Source organism: Burkholderia ubonensis subsp. mesacidophila, assembly GCF_002097715.1.
GTDB classification, from domain to species: domain Bacteria; phylum Pseudomonadota; class Gammaproteobacteria; order Burkholderiales; family Burkholderiaceae; genus Burkholderia; species Burkholderia mesacidophila.
In genome coordinates, this window is the sequence record NZ_CP020739.1 from 140,718 (window position 1) to 162,196 (window position 21,479).

The 21,479-nt window shown below is 70.8% G+C and carries 9 protein-coding genes; all 9 read right to left on the reverse strand.

Annotated features, from left to right (window positions below; translation table 11 throughout):
- Window positions 1-8: 8 nt before the first annotated feature.
- Complete coding sequence (locus tag B7P44_RS33045) at window positions 9-902, reverse strand: AEC family transporter (RefSeq protein ID WP_084910249.1); 894 nt, start codon at window positions 900-902, stop codon at window positions 9-11.
- A 158-nt stretch (window positions 903-1,060) separates the two neighbouring features.
- Window positions 1,061-2,899, reverse strand: a complete 1,839-nt coding sequence (locus B7P44_RS33050) for a fatty acyl-AMP ligase (protein ID WP_084910250.1) — start codon at window positions 2,897-2,899, stop codon at window positions 1,061-1,063.
- 16 nt (window positions 2,900-2,915) lie between these two features.
- Window positions 2,916-3,806 (reverse strand): ACP S-malonyltransferase, encoded by an 891-nt coding sequence (gene fabD, locus B7P44_RS33055; protein WP_084910251.1) that lies wholly within the window; start codon window positions 3,804-3,806, stop codon window positions 2,916-2,918.
- Entirely contained in the window at window positions 3,807-4,241 is a 435-nt protein-coding gene (locus B7P44_RS33060) for a hypothetical protein (protein WP_084910252.1), read from the reverse strand.
- 10 nt (window positions 4,242-4,251) lie between these two features.
- On the reverse strand, window positions 4,252-6,141 hold the full coding sequence (locus B7P44_RS33065; RefSeq protein WP_084910253.1) for an AMP-binding protein: 1,890 nt from the start codon (window positions 6,139-6,141) through the stop codon (window positions 4,252-4,254).
- Between the two features lie 29 nt (window positions 6,142-6,170).
- On the reverse strand, window positions 6,171-7,427 hold the full coding sequence (locus tag B7P44_RS33070) for a type III PLP-dependent enzyme domain-containing protein (RefSeq protein ID WP_084910254.1): 1,257 nt from the start codon (window positions 7,425-7,427) through the stop codon (window positions 6,171-6,173).
- Window positions 7,424-8,680, reverse strand: a complete 1,257-nt coding sequence (locus tag B7P44_RS33075) for a fkbH domain protein (RefSeq protein WP_084910255.1) — start codon at window positions 8,678-8,680, stop codon at window positions 7,424-7,426. The genes B7P44_RS33070 and B7P44_RS33075 overlap by 4 nt, the downstream gene beginning before the upstream one ends.
- Complete coding sequence (locus tag B7P44_RS33080; protein ID WP_084910256.1) at window positions 8,677-9,738, reverse strand: NAD(P)-binding domain-containing protein; 1,062 nt, start codon at window positions 9,736-9,738, stop codon at window positions 8,677-8,679. Before B7P44_RS33080 ends, B7P44_RS33075 begins: the two co-directional genes overlap by 4 nt.
- A 5-nt stretch (window positions 9,739-9,743) precedes the next feature.
- The gene (locus B7P44_RS33085) at window positions 9,744-21,467 is read right to left on the reverse strand and encodes a thioester reductase domain-containing protein (protein WP_084910257.1); all 11,724 of its coding nucleotides are present in this window, start codon (window positions 21,465-21,467) and stop codon (window positions 9,744-9,746) included.
- Window positions 21,468-21,479: the final 12 nt, after the last annotated feature.

Here is a 21,479-nt window from a genome sequence, read left to right on the forward strand (position 1 = left end):
CGGCCCGCTTACGTCAATTGAAACCATAGCCACGCGGCGGCGATCGACGCCGGCACGCCCAGCGTCATCAGCGCGCCCGCGAGCGGCGGATCGAGCTTCTTGTCGATGGCGATGAGTCCCGCGATGATCATCGGCGGCATCGCCGCCTGCACCAGCGCGACGGCGAGCGGTACGCCCCGCTGCGCGAACACGTAGAGCCCGCAGGCGAGCACGATCGCCGGCACGACGAGCAGCTTGAGGCCGATGCCGACCATGAAATTGCGTGCGGCGTCGCGCGCGCTGCGCAGGCTGAAGCTCGCGCCGACCGAGATCATCGCGATGGGCGTGAGGGTTGCGCCGAGCGCGGTCAGCACGTCCTCGACGACGGACGGGAACGGCACCGGCCGCAGCAGCAGCGCGAGCACCATCGCCTGAATCGGCCGGTAGCCGGCGAGCTGCCGCGCGACGCCGCGCCAGCTCATCGTGCCGCCTGCGTACAGGTCGGCGACGACGAGGCCCGCCGTGCACATCACGATGAAGTTCGCCTGGTCGACGACGAGCGCATGGCCGATCGCGGCGCTTCCGATCAGCGCCTGCACGACCGGCACGCCGACGATCGACGTGTTGCTCGTGCCGCAGACGAGCGTGAGGCAGCCGACCGTCGCCTTGTCGAGGCGCAGCAGCGCGCCCGCGGCGAGCGCGAGCGCGGCTGTCGCCGCGAACACGATCGCGGGCGTCGCGAACAGCCACAGCACGTCCGCGCCGAACGCGATCTTGTGCAGATGCTGCAGCACGAGCGCGGGCAACGAAATCTGGATCGCGAAGAAATTGAGGCTGGCCGGGAAGTTGGCCGGCAGGCGCTTGCTCCGCGCGAGCGCGGCGCCTGCGACGAGGCAGGCGAGAACGAGAATCAACGAAGCCATCGAGCGGCGTTTGAACGAATCGGATGCCGGAACGCCCGGCGGGCCACCCGTGCGGGTGGGTGTCGGAAGCCGGCGCGGGACCACGACGAAGGCGACGGACCGGGCGCGCGCCGCCGGACTATAACCCGGCAGCGCGCGCGATGCGAGGCGGCGCCGGATCAGCGTGCGGCCAACGCGCACTGTTCGACCACGGGCGCGAGCCATGCCTGCGCGGCGTCGTGCAGATACGCATCCTCGATCGTGTACGCGCCGTCCGCGAGCATCTTCGCGCAGGTCGCACGCTGGATCTTGCCGCTCGACGTCGTATGGATCTCGCCCTTCTTCACGCGGATGACGCCGCTCAGCGTCAACTGGCACGCGTCCCATACTTCGCGGCAGATTTCCGGCGCGAGCGCGGCGAGATCGAACTGGCCGATCGCCTCGAGCACGACGACGACGCCCGCCTGCTCGTCGCGCTCGACCATGATCGCAGCGAGCCGGTTCGGGCGAATCTGGTCGGACACGTTCAGCACCGCGCCTTCGATGTCCTGCGGATAGTAGTTCACGCCGTTCAGGATAAGCAGATCCTTGATCCGCCCGGCGATGAACAGGTGGCCGCGGTCGTCGACGAAGCCGAGGTCGCCCGTGCGCAGCATGCCGTTCGGAAACGCGTCGGAGCGGTATGCGCGGAACGTCGCGTCGGTCGCGTCCGGGCGGCCGAAGTAGCCGTGGCAGACGCTGTCGCTCGCGAAGCAGATCTCGCCGATCCTGGCCGCAGGCTGCGTATCGCCCGTCGACGGATCGACGATGCGCAACGTCTGGTACGCATCCGCGAGCGCGCCGACCGACACGACGTCGATCGACCTGCCGTCGCCTCCGTGCGGCTCGAAGCGTCCGTCGGCGAGCGCCGCGCAGTCCGCGCGGCGGATCACGACGGGTGCGTCGATCTGCGTCGACGTCGCGACGAGCGTCAGTTCCGCGAGACCGTAGCACGGCGCGAAAGCGTCGTAGCGAAACCCGGCGGACGCGAACGCGTCGGCAAATTTGCGCATGATCCGTGGCTGTACCGGCTCCGCACCGTTGAAAGCGCACGCCCACGTAGAGAGGTCGAGCGAGCCGACATCCATGCGATCCGCGCGTCGTTGGCAAAGGTCGTACGCAAAGCTCGGTGCGCCGCTGCAGGTCGCGCCGTATTCGGACACCGCATGCAGCCAGCGCGTGGGCCGTTGCAGGAAATCCTGCGGCGACATGAATACCGCGGGCCGCCCCGCATAGATCGGCTGCAGGATTCCGAGGATCAGCCCCATGTCGTGATAGTGCGGCAGCCACGACACGCCCAGCCAGCGCTCGCGGTCGCCGCCGAAATGCCGGTACAGCAGCCGTGAATTCGCGAGCAGGTTGTCGTGGCCGACCATCACGCCCTTCGGATCGGACGTCGAGCCGGACGTGTACTGGAGGAACGCGATGCTGTCGGGCGCGACGGCGGGCAGCGCGGGCGCGGCGTCGCCGAGGCCGCCGTTGCAGTCGGAAATCGCGCCGACTTCACGGCACGGCGGCGCGACGACGCCCGCCGCGCTCAGCTCGGCGCGCACGGGGTCCATCTCGCCGTTGCCGCAGATCGCGAACGACGGCGCGCAGTCGCGCGCGATCGAGATCAGCCGGCGGCGCTCCTTCTCGGTGCGCGGCGGTAGCGCCGGCACGGCCATGCGGCCCGCGTACAGGCAGCCGAAGAACGCTTCGATGAAGTCGGCGGCGGACGGGAAGATCAGCAGCACGGGATCGCCGGGACGGCCGTGCGCGACGATCTCGCGCGCGATCGCGCACGCGCGGCGATGAATGTTGCCGTAGCGCATCACGCGATCGGGCATGCGGCCGAAGCCGAGGTAGCCGTACGCGAACTCGTCGGGCGTCGTCTCGGCGCGAAAGCGCAGCACGTCGGCGAAATTCGCCGCCGGCGCGAGCGGCGGCGGCGCGGTCAGCGAGCGGCAGGCGGCGAGGGCGGACTGGATGGATGACATGTCGGATCGAGCCTCTTCAAAGGGGTGCGGGTTGCAACGCGGCGGGCCGCCCGGATGGTTCGCGCCGGATCGCGTCGACCAGGCGCGTGAGAATCCGGCGGCCGGGGCCGAGCTCGACCCATTCGTCGACGCCCGAGCGCAGCATGGTGCGGACGCTGTCGCGCCAGCGCACCGGCTGGTCGAGCTGCTCGACGAGATAGTCGGCGGGCGTGCCGGGCGACTGGTAGGGGTGCGCGGTCACGTTCGACACGACGGGCCGCGCGGGCTGAGCGAGCGCGAAGCGCGCGACGAACGCTTCGAACGCCGGCTTGAGCGGCGTCATGCAGCGCGAGTGAAAGGCGCCGCTCACCTTCAACGGAAGTACGGTGACGTCGCCGCATGCGTCGAGCCTGCGCGCGGCGGCGTCGACCGACGCGGCCGGACCCGCGATCACGGTCTGCTCGGCGCTGTTGAAGTTCGCGAGATCGACGTCGTCGAGGCCGGCGGCGCGCAACCGGCGGCCGAGCTCGGCGGCGGTGATGCCGACGATGGCCGCCATCGCACCGCCATTCACCGATGCGAACAGCTCGCCGCGCCGCTTGACGATCTCGAGCCCGGTGCGGAAGTCGAACGCACCTGCGGCGAGGAGCGCGCTGTATTCGCCGAGGCTGTGTCCGGCGAGCCAGACGTCGGCGTCGTCGTGCGCGTCGCGCCATGCGGCGAAGTGCAGCGCGTTGACGACGAAGATCGCGGGCTGCGCATAGCGGGTGTCGGCGAGCAGGCCGTCCGGATTCTCGATGCAAAGCCGCTCGACCGACAGGCCCATCACGTCGTCGGCCGTTTCGACGAGCGCCGGATAACGCTCGAAGAGGCCCTCGCCCATGCCCGCCGCCTGCGCGCCCTGGCCGGGAAAAATCAATGCCTTCATTTATTGGGCTCCCGCGAACATGTAGCCGCCGATGCCGAGCGCGACGAGCATCGCAACCGCGACGATCCCGCCGAGCTTGTGCTGCACGCGATCGATGCGCTCCCACGCGGCATAGTCGTCGCGCGCCGCGTAGTGCCGGCGCCGCACGACGATCCACACGCACACTGCGTTCAACGCGATCGCGAGCGTGCCGAACGCGACCTTCGTCAGCAACAGCGGCGTCGGCGCGCGATGCGCGAGCAGGATCGCACCCGTGACGAGCACGATCGTGAATGCCGGAATCTCGACGTACTTGTCGGTGGCCCAGTGCAGGTTCGAGATGAACGTACGCTGCGCCGGACTTCGATCGATCGCGTGTTCGAAGATGCCTTCGACGATCACGCAGCTCATCCAGGCGGCGACGAAAACCAGATGCAGGAACAGTACGAGCTTCATGGCGCCTCCTTCATGGCCGGACCGCGTCGCTGGACGACGCATGCTCCCGTTCGCGCAGCGTCGCGAAATGCTCCAGCAGCTTGCGGCGGAGAATCTTGCGCGTCGGGCCCTTCGGCAGCTCGGGCAGATCGTCGAGCCCGTTCAGCAGCACGACGTGCCGCGGGCACTTGTAATGCGCGATGCGGCCTTCGCACAGGCGGCGAACGTCGTCACGGCCAAGCGTCGACGACGCGCGCAGCTTCACGTACACGCACACGTCCTGCCCGAGGATCGGATCGGGCACGCCGAGCGCTGCGCATTCGACGACGTCGTCGCAGCCGTGCAGCACGTTCTCGATCTCGGCCGGGTAGATGTTCTCGCCGCCCTTGATGATGAGGTCGTCGACGCGCGTCGCGAAGAAGTAGTTGCCTGCGTCGTCGCAATAGCCGTAGTCGCCGGTATGCAGCCAGCCGTCGCGAAAGCGCTCGGCGCTCAGCTCGGCGCGCGCGTGGTAGCGCGTCGCGACGTTGTCGCCGCGAATCAGGATCTCGCCCGTTTCGCCCGCCGCAGCCTCGCGGCCGTCCGCATCGACGATCCGCAGCGTGTTGCACGGCAGCGCGACGCCGATCGAGCCGAAGCGGCGGCGCTCGGCCGGATGGCGGTTCATCGTCGCGAACGACGTCGTCTCGGTGAGCCCGAAGCCTTCGAACACCGGCACGCGGTATTCGCTCTCGAAGCGGTTGCGCACCTCGTCGAGCAATACCTGGCCGCCGCAGACGATGCCGCGCAGCGTGTCGTCGGTGCGCTTCAGCCCGTATTCGAGGAACGCGGACAGGAACGCGGGCATCACGCTTGTCCAGTTCACGCGATACGTGTCGACCAGCTTCCAGAACGACGGCAGCGCCGACTTGCCTTCGAGGATCACCGAGCTGCCGCCCGCGATCAGCGGCGACAGCAGCGTGATCACCTGGCCGTTGTTGTGGAACAGCGGCAGGATGCACATCGTCCGCGTGCCGGGCTCGAACGCGAACCAGTCGACGAGCGCGCGCGCGTCGGACAGGAGGTTGCGGTGCGACAGCACGACGCCCTTCGGGTGGCCCGTCGTGCCGGATGTGTAGAGGATGCTCGCGTCGTCGTCGGCCGCGAGATCGGGATCGGGCGAGATCGACGCATGCGCGGCCGCGAGCGCTTCGAGACCGAAGCCGGAGGCGTCGTCCGCGCTGGCGACGCGCGCGACGTTATCGCCGCCGTTGCTGCTGCCGAGCTCGGCGCGCACCGCGTCGCGCAGATGCGTCATGCGCCGGTCGAACACGACAAGCTTCGCGCCGCTGTTGTGGACGATGTACGCGCACTCGGCCGCGCTCAACGCCGGATTGACCGGCACCGACACGACGCCGAGCAGATGTGCGCCGAAGTAGTACGCGAGGAACTCGGGGCCGTTCGGCAACACGACCGACAGGCGGTCGCCGCGCCGCAGCCCGTGCTCGCGCAGCGTTTCGGCGGCCGCGCGCGCGAGTCCGTAAAACGCGCGATACGTGTAGCTGCGATCGTCGGCGGGGAAGAACAGGAACGGCTGGTCGGGCAGCGTGTCGGCGCGCGCGCGCAGCAGCGCGCCGATCGTGTCGGGCTCGGTGCCGGCCAGGCCGGCCGCCGCGTCCGGCGTCGCGGATGCCTGCGGGGCGTCGCCGCCCGGCCCGCGTTGCCGCTCGATGTATTGCAGCAGCCGCTCGAAGCTGTCGAGCCGATAGGCTTCTTCGATGTCGATGTCGACGCCGAACTCGGCGGCGACCTTGCCGAGCAGCTGGACGTGCGCGAGCGACGACCACTCGGCGAGATTCTGCATCGACACGCCGGGGCCGAACGGCGCGCTCGTGAAGATCCGGCTGCCGAGCGCGCTCAATTGTGTGGATAACGAGGACACGCTGGGGTTCCTTGTCGTTGGGGTTGAGATCAGTGCGGCGCGGCGTCGAACAGCGCGAGCTCTCGAAACTGTCCGCGCAGGCAATGGTTCGAGCTCATCGACGACGCATAGCCGCCCGCGTTCAGCAGCGCGACGAAGTCGCCCGGCTCGACGGGCGGCAGGCTCACGTCGTTGCTCCACAGATCGAGCGCTTCGTTGATGTTGCCGGCGAGACACACCGATTGCGCGGCGCCCGGCCGGCGCACGCACGGGACGGGTTCGCACGGCAGGTCGTAGAACGCCGGCTCGATCGCGAGATTGAAGCCGCCGTTCAGGCCGACGAAGCGGCGGTCGCGCTTGAGCTCGACGTAGGCGACGCGCAGCACGAGCATGCCGCCGTCCTTCGCGATGAAGTCGCCGGGCTCGATCGCGAGCGCGAGCGGCCGGGCGCCGAAGCGCGCGTGCACGGCCGCGCGCCAGCGTTCGAGGTCGAGCGGCCGGTCGGTCGCGCGATGCGGCAGGCCGAGCCCGCCGCCGAGATTGATGCCGCGCAGCCCCGGCACGCGCGTGACGAACGCGTCGAGCGCATCGAGCACGCGCTCGAACGATGCGAGCTGCGGATCGAGATAGCCGCAGCCCGCGTGGCAATGCAGCCACGTCACGGTCAGGCCGTGCCGCGCGGCGAGCGCGAGCGCCGCGCCGAACTGCTCCGCATAGATGCCGAACTTCGTGACGGTCGCGCCCGCATAGCTCAGGCGCTCGCTGTCGCCGTAGCCGATGCCGACGCCGGGGTTCACGCGAAGGCCGATCTCGCGTCCGGGCGAGCGGCTGCCGAGCAGCGCGATCGCGCTCAGCGTGTCGCAGTTCACGTGCACGTCCGGCAGCGCGGCGAGGAGCTCGGCTTCGTCCGGCATCATCCCGTGCGCGGTGTACGAGATGCGCGCCGGCGCGAAGCCGCACGCGAGCGCCTCGCGCAGCTCCTCGGGCGAACACACGTCGATGCCGAACATCGGCGAGCGCCGCAGCTCCGACAGCAGCGGGCGGAAGCGATTCGCCTTCATCGCGTAATGGATGCGGAAGTCGCCGCGTTGCAGGCCGCCGAGTGCGCATTGCAGGTGCGCGACGTTGTCGACCGCGCGCTGCGGGTCGTACAGGAACACCGGTTCGGCGAACGCGGCCGCGAGCTCGGCGACGTTGCGGCCGCAGAAGTGCAGCACGTCGTCGCGATAGTGCAGCCGGTCGCGCGCCCACCAGTCGGCGGTCGGCGCGGCGCCGGCGGGCGTGAAGGCGTCGAGGTTTGCGTTCATCGATGGGTGGCCAGGGAAGCGGTTGAGCGGGAGAAGAGCGGCGCCAGATCGAGTGCCTGCGCGGTCGCCGCGAGCGCTTGCGGCGCCTTGGCGCAAGCGAGCACCGCATCGGCGAGCGCGGACGGCGCGATGCGCAGCCGCGCGCGCGGGCCGCTTCGATCGATGGCGACGCCAGCTTGCGCGGCGATCGCGTCGATGAAGTCGACGGCAGGCTGGTTGCCGTCCGTGCGGATCGTGTCGAGCGCGACGGCCGGCAGCGCGGCGCGTTGCGCCGCATGCGCGAGCGCGAGCAGCACGCCGTGCTCGACCTGCTTGCCGAGCACCGTGCAGCTCAGCACGAATTCGGCGAGGACGGGCAGGCCAGCGTCGCTGCGCACGAGCAGGAAGCCGCTGCAGCCGTATTGGCCGAAGCGGTCGGCGACGGTCAGCGCAAGTCCGCACGCGTCGCGCGAAGTCGCATCGAGCAGGTCGGCTTCGAGATACGGGTGGCCGCTCAGGTGGAATGTCGCGGCCGTATGGCTCAGGCGCGCGCTTTTCGCGAGCGCCGCCTCGTCGTCGAGCGGGACGCTCGCGATGCGCAGTTGCAGGCGCTCGAAGAAGCGGGCGAGCGAAGGCGCGGGCGCTGTGGTACCGGGCGCCGCGGCGCCGGTCGGTGCGCCGGTCGGTGCGCCGGTCGACGCGCCGACCGTACCGGCTTCGCTATGCAGACGCTCGGCGAGCCAGCGCGCGAACGCCGCGAAGCCGTCGATCGTCAGCGGCACGTGGCCGAGCCTGTCCGCGACCGGGTCGAACGGCTGCGCGATCGCGCTCGACGCGACGAAGTCGGTCCAATCGAACGCGTGCAGGCCGGGCAGGTCGTGCAGCGCGTGTTCGAGCCGCCGGCACGTGTCGGCGAGCGCCGCACCGTGCGCGTCGAGCGCGGGCGACGGCAGCACGACGATGCGAGGCGGCGTCGCGCGGCCGGCGGCGAACGACGTGAGCGCATCGAGCCACGCATCCGCGCGTTGCGCGAGCAGTGCGGCGAGCGCGTCCGGCGATTGCGCGCGGTCGCTCACTTCGTGCCGCACGAAGTCGGCAAGCCGCACGAGCAGCAGCGTCGCGTCGTCCGCGTGCTGCGGATCGGGCGCGAGCAACGCTTGCAGCAGCTGGCCGTAACGCGTGAACGCAACCTCGTCGAAACCCTGCGCGCGCAGCAGCGGATCGAGCGGCGACGCGGTGAACGTCGCGCCGACGTAGAGACGCCGGGCGCTCATCGCGCGATCTCCGGTTCGGTGTCGGCGGCCTCGGTCGGCGCCTGGTAGAGCCCGTTCGCGGCCTCGGTCGGGAACCGGAACGCCGCGCGGACTTCCGCGTGCGCGACGTTGAGCGGCCGCTTCAGCACCGCGCGGCGCGCCTCGTCGAGCGACGCGTAGTCGTTCGCCGCGTGCTCCTTCAGGTATGTGGAAAAGTCGCCGCTGTCGATCTGGTCGAGCACGCGCGCGGCGAGCTCGCGCACGGCGGCGGGCAGCGTGCGGCCGCGCCAGCGGTGATAGCCGACCTGGCAGGTCGGCGAGCCTTGCAGCGCGACGACTTCGTCGAGCCCGATGTCCGCGCCGTCGAGCATCATCTTGCCCATCTCGCCCGAGCCGTAGACTTCGAGCAGCGCGGCCTTCGGGTTGAAGCCGCGCTCGACGAGCACCTGGAAGCCCGTCTCGACGAGATCGACGAGCGCGGGCGCGAGGAACTGCTCCTGGAACAGGTCGAGGAACGTCTCCTGCCGGTAGCTCAGCGCCATCACGCCCGCGCGCGTGAAGCCGACCGCGCGCGCGATCGCGAGCACCTTGTCGCGCGCGCGGCCGGTGTGATCCGCGACGATGTCGAAATACGCGGGCGCGCCCTGCCCGGCGAGGTAGTAGCGGCGGATCGGGTCGCCGTACATGCGCGGCGCGAGCATCGCGAGGTCGCGTCCGGCGAGCGGGCGCACTTCGCCTTGCACGAGCGAGTGCCCGTGCGCGACGCACAGCAGCGCGCCTTCGCGCAGGTTCGGCGCGATGTCGGCGTCGAACACCCCGCCGTGCGCTTCGTCCGGGATCAGCAGCAGCACGATGTCCGCGTGCGCGACCGCTTCCGCGATGCTCGTCACGCGATGGCCTTCCGCACGCGCGAGCTCGAAGTAATGGTCGTCGATGTTGCCGACGCGCACGGAGATGCCGCTGTCGCGCAGGTTCGCGGCGAACGCGCGGCCCTGGATGCCGTAGCCGATCACGCTCACGGTGAGACCTTCGAGCGGCTGCAGCGATGCATGTTCGTCTTGATAGATGAGATCGTTCATGGTTGTCACGTGTGGGAGTGAAGGGGAGAAACGCGCTCGCCGTCCGGCCGGGCGGCGGGCGCGCGCAGGTCCGCGTCGTCGTCGAACATGCCGCGCAGGTAGCGCTGCAGCAGTGCGTCGTCGAACACGGGCACGACGATGCCGGCTTCCGCGAGCTCGCGATGCGTCGCCGTGCAGTCGTAGATGAACGTCGTTTCCTCGCGCTCGCGTGCGAGCTTCACGAGCTCCGCGTCGCTCATGTTCATCATCCATTGGACGACGGGCACGATCGATTGCACGTCGCCGCGCCGGTAGCGCACGCGCAGCTCGTCGATCCACGCGCGGTGCGTGAGCATGCGCATCGGCGTCGGCAGATGCGCGTTCATCATCTCGAACACCGTGCGCATCGGCGTGACCTGCATCGTGGACAGATGGAATACGCCGCCGCCGCGCGGATGCTTCGCGCCGAGATGCGCGAGCGCGCGCGCGACGTAGTCGACCGGCGTGATCACGAGGTCGTAACGGAAATCGTCGAACGCGGCGCCCATCAGCACGCAGCTCTTCAGCAGCCGGTAGTACGCCTGCTGCTCGTCGTAATGGCCGTGCCGCACGTCGCCCGTCACGAGGCCGAGACGGAACACGTTGCACGGCACGCCGCGCGCGGCCGCGAGATGCGTGAGCTGCTCGCCGACCCATTTGCTGGTCGTGTAGCCCTGGTCGGACGGGTGCATTTCGGCGTCGATCGATGCCGATTCGGCGAACACGTGCGTGCCGGTGCGCTCGCGCATGCTGAACACCGCGAGCGTCGACACGTAGTTGAACGTCTTCGGCCTGCCTTCAGTCGCGATCCGCAGCAGCTCGACCACGCCGTCGACGTTCGCCGCGCGCGCCATCTCGAACGATTCGAGATGGTTCATGCTGGTGCCGTTGTGATAGATCGCATCGACCTCGGCGACGAGCCGCGCGCGATCCGCCGCCGACAGGCCGATCCGCGGGCGGCCGAGATCGCCCGGCACCGCGACCACGCGCGCGTCGTCGCCGTCGCGCCACAGCGACCATCGTTCGAGTGTCGCGCGGATTCGCGCGAAGCCCTGCGCAGCGTCCGTCGCGCGCACGAGGCAGTAGATCGTCGCGTCGGTGCGGTCGATCAGTTCGCGCAGCAGATGGCGGCCGACGAAGCCCGTCGCGCCTGTCAGCAGCAGCGCGCGCGGCGTGTCGGCCGCCGGCGCGGGCAGCGGCGCGACGTCGTCGGGCAGCACGGCCGCGCTCGCGAGGTCGACGTACTCGGGGCCGTCCGGCGCGTCGCGCATCCGCTCGGCAAGGCGGCGCACGGTCGGCGCCATGAAGATGTCCGCGACCGACAGCGACGTGCCGAATGCCTCGTTGATCTGGTAGACGACGCCGATCGCGAGAATCGAGTGGCCGCCGCAGTCGAAGAAGTTGTCGTCGATGCCGAGCGCGTCGAGCTTCAGCGCGGTCGCGAAGATCGGCACGAGCGTCGCCTCCGCGTCGTTCGTCGGCGGCGCGTACGGCGCACGACGCTCGTGCGCGTCATCGGCTGGCGCGGCGAGCAGGTGCTCGGCATCGTCGCGGATGTGCGCGGCGAGCCGGTTCCATGCGTCGTCGAGCGGCACGGACGCGTGCTGGTACGCGACGCGCGCGATGTAGCTCGCGAGCGCCGCGTAGTACTCGCTCGTGAACGGCACGTGGCCCGCCGCGTCCGCGTGCGGATCGAACACGTCGGCGACCGGATAGATCGCGGCGACGTCGCGCCAGTGCGCAACCGTGATCGACGGCCGATCCGCGAGTGCGGCAGCGAGCGCGAGGTAGGGGGCGAGCGACGAGTCGATCGTGGAGTCGCCGTCGCGCTTGTCGGTGCGTTCATCGGTGCATTCATCGCGCGCAGCGAGCGACGCGGCATCGTCCGGCAGCACCAGCACGAGGACCGGCACCGCGAGCGACGGCGCCGCGTCGCTCAGCGCGTCGGCGAGCTCGTCGACATGGCGCGCGATCCGTCCGGCTGCCGCGCCTGCGTCGCCGGTGGCTTCGGCATCGTCCGCCTCGCCGTAGCGCAGCCAGTCGCGCGGTCGAACGAGCACGACGTTCATCCCATGACGATTCGCGTGGAACGGCGTCGACGGATCGTAGAGCGTCTGGAACAGCTGGCCGTACGGCGCGAAGTTCGGCTCGATCGGCTGGCCGGTCGCGGTGCCCCAGTAGCGCAGCGTGCCGGCGAGCGGGCGGTCGGTGAACGTCGAGGCGATTTCGATGCGCAGCGGCGGCATCGCGTCCGCGATCGTCCGTTCGCGCGCGAGCTCGGCGGGCAGCGCGAGGCCGGCGAGCGGCAGCGACGGATGCGCGAGCAGCGTGCGCAGCAGCTCGACGTAATACGTGGCGATCGCCTCGGCGGTCGTTCGATCGAAGAGGTCGGCGCTGAATTGCAGCACGCCCTCGATCGCGCGATCCGACGCGCGCAGCCGCACGAACAGGTCGTAGTCGAGCCAGCCGGAATCGACTTCGACGGGCTCGACGCCGTCGGGCAGCGCTGGCATCGGGATCATGTTGAACATGATCTGGTAGAGCGGATTCGCGCCGCCGTGCCGCGCCGGTTTCAGTGCCTCGACGAGTCGCGGATACGGGACGCCGAGATGGTCGAACGCGCCGTGCACGGTGCGCCGCACGAGCGAGAGGGCGTCGGCGAACGTCTCGGCCTCGCCGAGTCGCGTGCGCAGCACGAGCGCGTAGGCGAGGCTGCCGATCATGTCGGCCGTGTCATCGTCGGCGCGATTCGCGTAGGGGCTGCCGACGACGACGTCGTCGCGACCCGACAGCACGCGCAGCGCGACCTTGAACGCGGCGAGCATCACGACGAAGCGCGACAGCCGGTTCGCCTTGCAATACGCGTCGAGCTGCGCGGTCAGTTCCGGCGGGAACGCGAGCGGCACGCTCTGCCCGCGATAGCTCGGCACGGAGGGGCGCGCGCGGTCGCACGGCAGCGGCAATGGCGGCGGCACGTCGCGCAGGCGCTCGAGCCAGTACGGCAGTTCGCGCTCGACCGTCGCCGGCAACGCCTCGCGCTCGCGCGCGGCCCATTCCGCATATTGCGGCTGCGCGCCGTTCGGCGCGCACGCTTGCCCCGTCAGCGCGGCGCGCGCGAGCGCGTCGAGCAGCACGACGACGGATACCGCGTCGCCGACGATGTGATGCAGGTTCAGCAGGATCACATGGTCGTCGTCGCGCAATTCGAGCACCGTCAGCCGGCTCGGCTCGCCCTGGTCGAGCGCGAAGCCTTCGCGGCTCGATTCGGTCAGGCACTCGGCGATGCGTGCGGCCTGATGCTTCGGCAACAGCGCCGACAGATCGTGACGGCTGATCGTCGCCGCGCGGTGCGTAGCGACTTCCGCGCAGGGCTCGCCGCCGCGCACGACGAAGCGGGTGCGCAGCACGTCGTGCGAATCGACGAGCGCCTGATACGCGGCTTCGAGCGCGTCGTCATGCCATTCGCCGCGCACGCGCAGCGCGCCCGGCAGGTTGAACGCCGGGTTCGCCGGGTTCAGGCGGTCGAGGAAGAAGAACTGCTGCTGGTTCGACGACAGCGTGTGCACACGCGGGCGAGCGTCGCGCGGCGCGGGGGCCGGGCGCGGCTGCGGTGCGGATGCTCGCGGGGACGCGCCGGCGATCGGCATGCCGTTCGAAGACGCGCTGTCCGACGAGATGCCGGTCGCAGTCGAGCGTCCCTTCTCCGTCAGCAGCGCATCGATCGCTTGCGCGCATTCTGCGAGCGTCTGCGCTTCGAGCATCAGGCTGAACGGGATCTTCACGTCGAGCGATTGTTGCAGCAACCGGTGCACGCGCGCCGCGCGGATCGAGTCGCCGCCGAGCGACAGGAACGACTCGCTCATATCGACGTCCGGATAGCCGAGCAGCTGCGCGACCGTTCGGCGCACGAGCGTGGCGACATCGGACGTCGACGTGCCCGGCAGGGCGGCGGTTGCGCCGTGCGTTGCAGGCGCGCTATCGGTCGTCGATTCGCGCACGGGTTCGGCAGCGAGCGTCGTATCGTCGCGGAGCCAGTAGCGCGGGCCGTCGAACGGATACGTCGGCAGATGCACGCGCCGGCGCGCGCGGCCGCGATGCAGCGCCGACCAGTCGACGCCGAGCCCCTGGCACCAGAGCGCCGCGAGCCTGTCGAGCTTGCCGGTCGCGATGCATTGATCGACGAGCGACGCGCGCAGCTCGGGATCGGCGTCGAGCTCGGCGAGGCCGTGGCGGTCGCCGGCGAGCCGATGCGCGTGCCAGCCGCGCGATGTGTCGCCTTCGACGAACGCGGTGAGCGCCGCTTGCAGCTCGACGACGGAGCCGACGACGCAGCCGAAACGCGAAGGCATCGCGTCGCGCCCGGCCTGCAGCGTATAGGCGAGATCGTGCAGACAATCATCATCGACCTCGCCGTCGGCGAGCACCGCGTGCAATTGCTGCGCGCGGCGGTGCAGCGCGTCGTCGGTTGCGGCGGACAGCACGACGATCGCAGGTCCGGCGTGGTCGTCGCCGGTCGCGACGCGCGACTCGACGAACTCCTCGAGCACGACGTGCGCATTCGCGCCGCCCGCGCCGAACGACGACACGCCCGCGATTCGCGGCCATCCGGCGAGATCCGGCTTCGGCCACGGCGCGAGCGCGCGTTGCAGCACGAACGGCGATTGCGCGAAATCGATGTCGGGATTCGGCTCGTCCGCGTGCAGCGTCGGCACGAGCTCGCGATGCTTCATCTGCAGCAGCACCTTCGTGACGCCTGCGACGCCCGCCGCGCTTTCGCAATGGCCGATGTTCGACTTGACCGAGCCGAGCGCGCAAAAGCCGCGATCGGCGGTCGCGTCGGCAAATGCGCGCGTGAGGCCCGTGAACTCGATCGGATCGCCGAGCGCGGTGCCGGTGCCGTGCGCCTCGATGTAGCCGACCGCGCGCGCGGGCACGCCGCTGCGCGCGAGCGCGGCGCCGACGGCCGCCTGCTGCGCGCGCGGGTTCGGCACCGTGAGGCCGTGCGTCTTGCCGCCCGCGTTGATCATGCTGCCGCGGATGATGCCGTGGATCGCGTCGCCGTCGGCGAGCGCGCGCGACAGCGGCTTCAGCACGAGCACGCCGACGCCTTCGCCGTCGACGAAGCCGTCCGCGCCCGCGCCGAACGCGCGGCACGCGTCGCCTGCCGACAGCATCGTCAGCGACGACAGGCCGACCAGATGCCGTGGATGCTGAATCAGATTGACGCCGCCCACGAGCGCACAGTCGCAGGTGCCGCCGCGCAGGCTGTCTAGCGCGAGATGGATCGCGGTCAGCGACGACGAGCACGCGGTGTCGACGGCGAGGCTCGGGCCGTGCAGGTCGAGCGCGTGCGACACGCGGTTCGCGATGCTCCAGAACTGCGCGCCCGTCGGGTAGTCGCCGTTCATCACGCCGACGAACACGCCGACCTGGCGGCTCGCGCTGAGCGTCGCGGGCGTGTAGCCGGCGTCCTCGATCGCGGCCCACGACTCCTCGAGGAACAGGCGGCCTTGCGGATCGATGTGCTCCGCATCGCTCGGCGCAATCCGGAAGAACGCGGCGTCGAAGCGGTCGATCTGCTTCAGGAAGCCGCCCCAGCGGCTGTATGTGCGGCCGGGCGCGCCTTTTTCCGCGTCGAAGTGCGTGCGCCAGTCCCAGCGCTCGGCGGGCACTTCGGTGATGCAGTGGCGGCCCGCGCGGAGATTCGCCCAGAACTCGCGCAGGTTGTCCGCCAGCGCGTAGCGGCCGGACATGCCGATCACGGCGATGGCGGTGTCGTCGGCGCTCAAGGGTGTCGCGGGGCGCGCGTGCGGGAGCGTCGCGTCCGGCTGCACGACCGCGCGTTCCGCCGGCGACGCATTCGCGGCGGCCGTCGCGTCGCTGCCGAGCACGCGCTCGCATGCGACGCGATGCTCGGCGACGAAGAAGTCGGCGAGCGCGTTCAGCGTCGCGTGCTCGAACAGCGTTGCGTTCGACAGCGCGACGCCGAGCGATTCCCGCAGCGTCTTCGTCAGGCCGATCACGAGAATCGAGTCGACGCCATAATGGCCGAGCGGCTGATCCGGCGCGAGCTTGCCGGCCGGCATCTTCAGCGTTCGCGCGACGAGCTGCGCGAGCCATTGGACACAGCGCTCGCGCAGGTTCGCGCCGGCCGGCGATGCCGCGGGCGCGTGCGCCGCCGATTCGGCCGATTCGGCCGGCGCGGCCAAGTGCGCAGCGCTTGCGCGCGAGTCGGCATCGTCGCGTGCGTCGGCGATCGCGGGCTGCACGATCACGCCGTCGCTGACCGCGACGATCACGCCCTGGCCCGCCGGCGCAGCGTCGGCCGCGTCGCCGCCGAGCACCGCGAAGCCGGCTTCGCGCAACGCATGCGCCCAGCCGTCGCGCGACAGCAGCGGGCTGCCCGGCAGCCGGCGCGCGCTGTCGCGATGCCGCCACCAGCCCGGCAGCAGGCCGAACGTTGCGTGCGCGAAGCCGTGTGTGTCGAGCAGCTCGTTGACGATCAGGTGACCGCCCGTCTTCAGCAGCGCCTTCGCGTTGCGCAGCGTGATGCCGATGTCCTGCGTCGCGTGCAGCACGTTGGTGGCGATCACGATGTCGTAGCCGCCGGCGTCGAGCGCCTGCCCGGCGACGGGGCGCTCGACGTCGAACAGCCGGTAGCGCAGCACATCGCGGCCGCGGCCGAACGTCTGCTCGGCGTTCAGCAGGAACGCCTTCGAGATGTCGGTGAAGTCGTAGCGGCCGAGCTGCGCGCCGCTCGCGTCGAGCGCCGCGAGGAGCGGCACGGTCGTGCCGCCCGTGCCCGCGCCGATCTCCGCGAGCGTCGCCGGTTGCGTGGCCGGCGCGCGGCCGACCAGGTGCAGCACCGCATCGGCGAGCGCGCGATTGCAGCGGTCCGCCTGCTCGTTGCGCTGATAGACGGCTTCGACGCGGCTCAGGTCGCCGTCCGGGAACAGGATCGACGTCGCGGGTACGCTGCCCTGCAGGATCGCGGGCAGCGCGTCGAGCGTCGCGTCGGCGAGCGCGAGGTGGGCATCGAGCAGCGCGGTGCGTTCGAGCTCGGCGCGTGCGTCGGTCCATTCGGTGCGCGCGATCTCCGGCGATGGCGGAGCGTCGGCGATGCGACCCGTTCGACCGTCCCACGCGATGTGGCCGTGTTGCGCGATCAGCGTCAGCGCATGGGCGAGCCAGCGCCGGTACGCGGGCGCGATGCGGCCGGCGCGCAGCGCGGCCTCGAGGTCGAACCTGTGGTCGCCCGGCGCATCGCCGTCGCCGAACACGTGCAGCGCGCCGAGTTCCGCGAACAGGCGGCGCGCCATCGCACGATCGAGCAACGCGAGCGCGTGCTGCCATTGCGCGCCGTCGCCCGTTGCGTCGACGCGTGGCAGCGTCGTATCGACGAGCGCCTCCGTATGCGACGCGATGCGGGCGGCGAGCGCGGGCGCGAGCGTCGGCACCGCGGCGCGCGCGATCGTCTTCAGATAGCCGACCTGGTCGACGGGCGCGACGAGCAGCGCGTCTACGACCGCCATCGCGGCCGCCGGCTCGATCGAGCCAATGCCGAGCGCGGCCATGCGCCGGCGGTACGCGTCGGACGCGACGACGCCCGTTTGCCCCCAGTAGCCCCAGTTCACAACTTTGACCGCGCATCGCACCTGCGTGCGCAGCCAGTCGGCGAACGCGTCGCGGAACGCGCAGCCTGCCGCGTAATTGCTCTGGCCCGCCGCGACGAACGCGCTTTGCAGCGACGAGAAGAACAGGATGAAGTCGAGCGCGTCTTCGCCGAACACGCGCGCGAGGTTCGCGGTCGTCGCGACCTGCGCGTTCAGCGCCGCGCTGAACTGCGCGTCGTCGAGCAGCGCGAGGCCGCCGTCCTGCAGCACGATCGCCGTGTGCACGACGCCGTCGATCCGGCCGAAGCGCGCGAGCACAGCGTCGCGCGCGGCGCGCAGGCTGCCGGCGTCGCTCGCGTCGGCGCTCAGATACGACGGGCGCGGCCCGAGCGCGCCGAGCGCTTCGCAGTGCGCGTCGATCTGCGCGTCGAGCGGCCGTCGGCCGATCCATACGACTTGCGCGCCGCATGCGCGGATCGCGTGCTCGCTCCACACGCGGCCGATGCCGCCGGCACCGCCGATCGCGACGTAGACGCCGCCCGGTCGATACGGCGGCTCGGCGGGCGACGGTAACGCCGCGAGCGGCACGAGCCGGCGCGCGAACCATTGGCCGTGGCGGTGCAGCAGCAGCGGATGGCCGCCTTCGGCGTCCTGCGTGTGCCAGTCGGACGGCAGCGCGTCGGCGTCGGACAGATCGATGAGCCGCACCCGCCAATGCGGATATTCGTTCGCAAGCGATCCGCACAGTCCTGCGAGATCCGCGTGCGCGGGGAACGCGGGTGCGTCTCCCGGCATCGTCCACGAGCGGACGGTCAGCACCGTCAGTTCGAATGCGCGATCGCCGACGCCGAGCGCGAGCAGCCGCTTGACGAGACGGAAGCCGTCGAGGCCCGCGCAGCGCGCGAGCGGCGCGTTCGCGTCCGTGGGCGCGGGCGGCAGCCAGACCAGATGATCGATATGCGCGTCGAGTTCGGAGAGGTCGTCGATCAGGCGCGGCGTCGTCGGGTGCGTCGCCGCGAGCGCGGCGCGCTGGGCCGGCGTGCCACCGAGTACGGTCAACGTACCGTTGCGCCGGGAGGGCGAGGCGGTACTTGTCGCATTCGCCGTGGACGGCAGCCATTGCAGCGCGAGCAGATGGTCGCCCGGCTCCGAGAGGCACGGCGCTTCGCGCGAGGTCTGGCTTCGTGCCGACGCAAGTGCAAAGCCGCGCAGCGACGCGCACGATGCGCCGCTCGCGGTCACGAGATCGAGATCGAACGTGCGACGGTCGGTTTCGTTCGGTACTTCGCGGATCCAGGCGTGGCTGCTGTCTGCAACCGGCCCGGTCAATGCGATGCGCGCGAGCGCCGCGGGCAGGAGCGCGCCTTCGATGCGCCCCGCGTCCGCGAGTTGCAGGCCTGCAATCGCCTGGAACGCGCCGTCGAGCAGCGCGACGATGCGCGCGTCGCCCGCCGTGTTCGCGAGCGCCGCGGGGTCGAATTCGGCGAGCGCCTCGTCGCGGCCGACCGCGATCGCGCGAAGCGGGCGGAAGGTCGGTCCGTAATCGATGCCGATCGCGGCGAACGCGTCGTAGCACGTATCGGCCGAAATCGGTTGCGTGCAGCGCGCGCGGATCGCTTCGAGGTCGAGCGCGGATGCGCCGGCTGGCGCGCTTGCGATTTGTGTCGCGTATCCGTGGCCAAGCGGCGTATCGATGGCGGGGCAGACGGCGATTGCGAATCGTGCGTCGGCGTTGACCTGCTCGTCGCGAGCAAGCGTGACGCGCAGATCGGTCGGCGCGCCGACCGCGATCGGCGCGAGCCATTCGATGTCGTGAAGTGCGACGGTCGTGTTCGCGTCAATCGCGCCCGCTTCGAACGCGCGCCACGCGATCACGATCTGCGCGGCGGCGGCGAGCACGGGCTCGCCGGCGAGCCGATGGTCGGCGACGAGCGGCGCGTCGGGCGCGATCGACAGCCGGTACGCGCCGTCGCCGTCGGGGGCGAGCGCGAAGCGCGTCGGCGCGGCTTCGTCGATCGGCCAGTGCCGCTCGCCTTCGAACGGATAGACGGGCAACCGGATGCGCGGCGTTGCTTCGTTCCATGCGGCCGGCAGCGGCTCGGACCCGCCCGCGAGCCATGCCGCGTGCGCGCTCGCGTGCGGCTGCAGGCGAGCGTCGTCGCGCACGAGCGAATCGGCAGGGCCGCCCAGCGCGATCGCGAGCTGCGTGCGCAGCGCGTCGAGCGATGCGCACGTGATGCCGAAGCGGCATGCCATCGGATCGCGGCCGACCGACAGTGTTTTCGCGAGTGCAGGCAGCCACGCGTCGTCGGCACGCTCGGCATCGAGCCAGCTGGCGAGTTGCGCGGCGCGCGCGCGCAACGCCGTGCCGGTGCGCGCCGACAGCGGGATGAACCACGCGAGCGGGCCGGCCGCATCGGACGCGCTCGCCGGCGCGATCGGTCGGGCATCCGCGGATTGCAGCACGACGTGCGCGTTCGAGCCGCCGAAGCCGAACGAGCTGACGCCCGCGCGCAGCGGCGTCGGCGTCGCTGCGTCCGGCCACGGCGTCGGTTCCGTGACGATGTGGTAGCGGCTGTCGTCGAGCTTCAGATACGGATTCAGCGCGCGGCAATGCAGGCTCGGCGGCAGCATGCGCCGATTCATCGCAAGCACGACCTTGATGACGCCCGCGAGGCCCGCCGCCGCTTCGAGGTGCCCGATGTTGGTCTTGACCGAACCGAGGCCGCAGCGCGCCGGCGCGTGTGCATCGGCGCACTCGCGCGCGTACGCGTCGAAGCCCTGGCGCAGCGCCTGCACTTCGATCGGATCGCCGAGCGACGTGCCGGTGCCGTGTGCTTCAACGTACGAAACGGTTGCGGGGTCGACGCCCGCATCGCGATACGCGGCCGCGATCAGCGCGGCCTGCGCGTTCACGTCGGGTGCGGTCAGGAACGCCGCGCGGCCGCCGTGATTGACCGCGCTGCCCTTGATCACCGCGCGCACCGGATGCCCGCCGGCGCGTGCGCGCTCGAGCGGCATCAGCACGAGCGCCGCGACGCCTTCGCCGCGCACATAGCCGTTCGCCGATGCGTCGAACGTCTTGCAGCGTCCGTCGGGGCTCAGCATGCCGGCGGCGGCGAGCGCGCGATGCAGCCGCGTCGTCAGCATCACGTTGACGCCGCCGACGATCGCGACGCTGCTCTCGCCGCGCCGCAGCGCGCGCACCGCGCGGTGCAGCGCGACGAGCGAGCTCGAGCATGCGGTGTCGACGGCCTCGCTCGGTCCGTGCGTGCCGAGCAGGTGCGACAGCCGGTTCGGCAGCATCGCGTGCGCGTTGCCGACCGCGAGATGGCCGTCCGCGCCGGGCAGCAGCGCCATGTAGTCGGACGTGCTGACGCCGACGAACACCGCCGCGTCGCTGCCCGTCAGGTCGGACGGGCGGACCGCCGCGTCTTCGAGCGCGGCCCACGCGGTCTGCATCAGCAGGCGCTGCTGCGGGTCCATCTGCTCGGCTTCGCGCGGCGAGATGCCGAAGAACGCGGCGTCGAAATATTCGATCCGCGGAATGAAGCCGCCCCAGCGCGACGCGGGCTCGCCGTCGGCCGCGCGCCAGTCCCAGCGCGACGGCGGCGTTTCGGCGATCAGGTCGTCTCCCGCGGCGAGATGCCGCCAGAATGCGTCGAGGTCGGCCGATTGCGGGAAGATGCCCGCCATGCCGACGATCGCGACGTCGCCTTCGGTGTCGTCATGCGCATCGTCGATTTCGACGCGACTGCCGGGTGCAGCGGCGGATGCGCTGGCCGCCGCGTTCGCATCGCTCTCGATCTCGACGCCGTGCTTGCGTGCAAGCTCGGCCGCGTGCTGCGTGATCAGATGCGCGGCGATCGCGCGGGGGGCGTGCACCTTGAAGAACAGCGTCGGATCGAGATCGAGGCCGTAGTAATCGTTCAGACATCCGGACAATTCGACGAGCTGCACCGAGTCGAGGCCCAGCGTGTGCAGCGGACGCTCCGAGGCCGACGCGTCGAACGTGCGGCCGGCGACGTCGCCGGCGAGCGACAGGACGGCCGCTTCGACGGCCGCGGCGAGCTCGCGGGAAGGAAGGGATGGGGTCATGGGAATCGTCTG

Bases quoted from the DNA above. Each gene is read 5' to 3' on its own strand.
- B7P44_RS33045 (WP_084910249.1), bottom strand. From the start codon at position 902: ATGGCTTCGTTGATTCTCGTTCTCGCCTGCCTCGTCGCAGGCGCCGCG.
- B7P44_RS33050 (WP_084910250.1), bottom strand. From the start codon at position 2,899: ATGTCATCCATCCAGTCCGCCCTCGCCGCCTGCCGCTCGCTGACCGCG.
- fabD (WP_084910251.1), bottom strand. From the start codon at position 3,806: ATGAAGGCATTGATTTTTCCCGGCCAGGGCGCGCAGGCGGCGGGCATG.
- B7P44_RS33060 (WP_084910252.1), bottom strand. From the start codon at position 4,241: ATGAAGCTCGTACTGTTCCTGCATCTGGTTTTCGTCGCCGCCTGGATG.
- B7P44_RS33070 (WP_084910254.1), bottom strand. From the start codon at position 7,427: ATGAACGCAAACCTCGACGCCTTCACGCCCGCCGGCGCCGCGCCGACC.
- B7P44_RS33075 (WP_084910255.1), bottom strand. From the start codon at position 8,680: ATGAGCGCCCGGCGTCTCTACGTCGGCGCGACGTTCACCGCGTCGCCG.
- B7P44_RS33080 (WP_084910256.1), bottom strand. From the start codon at position 9,738: ATGAACGATCTCATCTATCAAGACGAACATGCATCGCTGCAGCCGCTC.
- B7P44_RS33085 (WP_084910257.1), bottom strand. From the start codon at position 21,467: ATGACCCCATCCCTTCCTTCCCGCGAGCTCGCCGCGGCCGTCGAAGCG.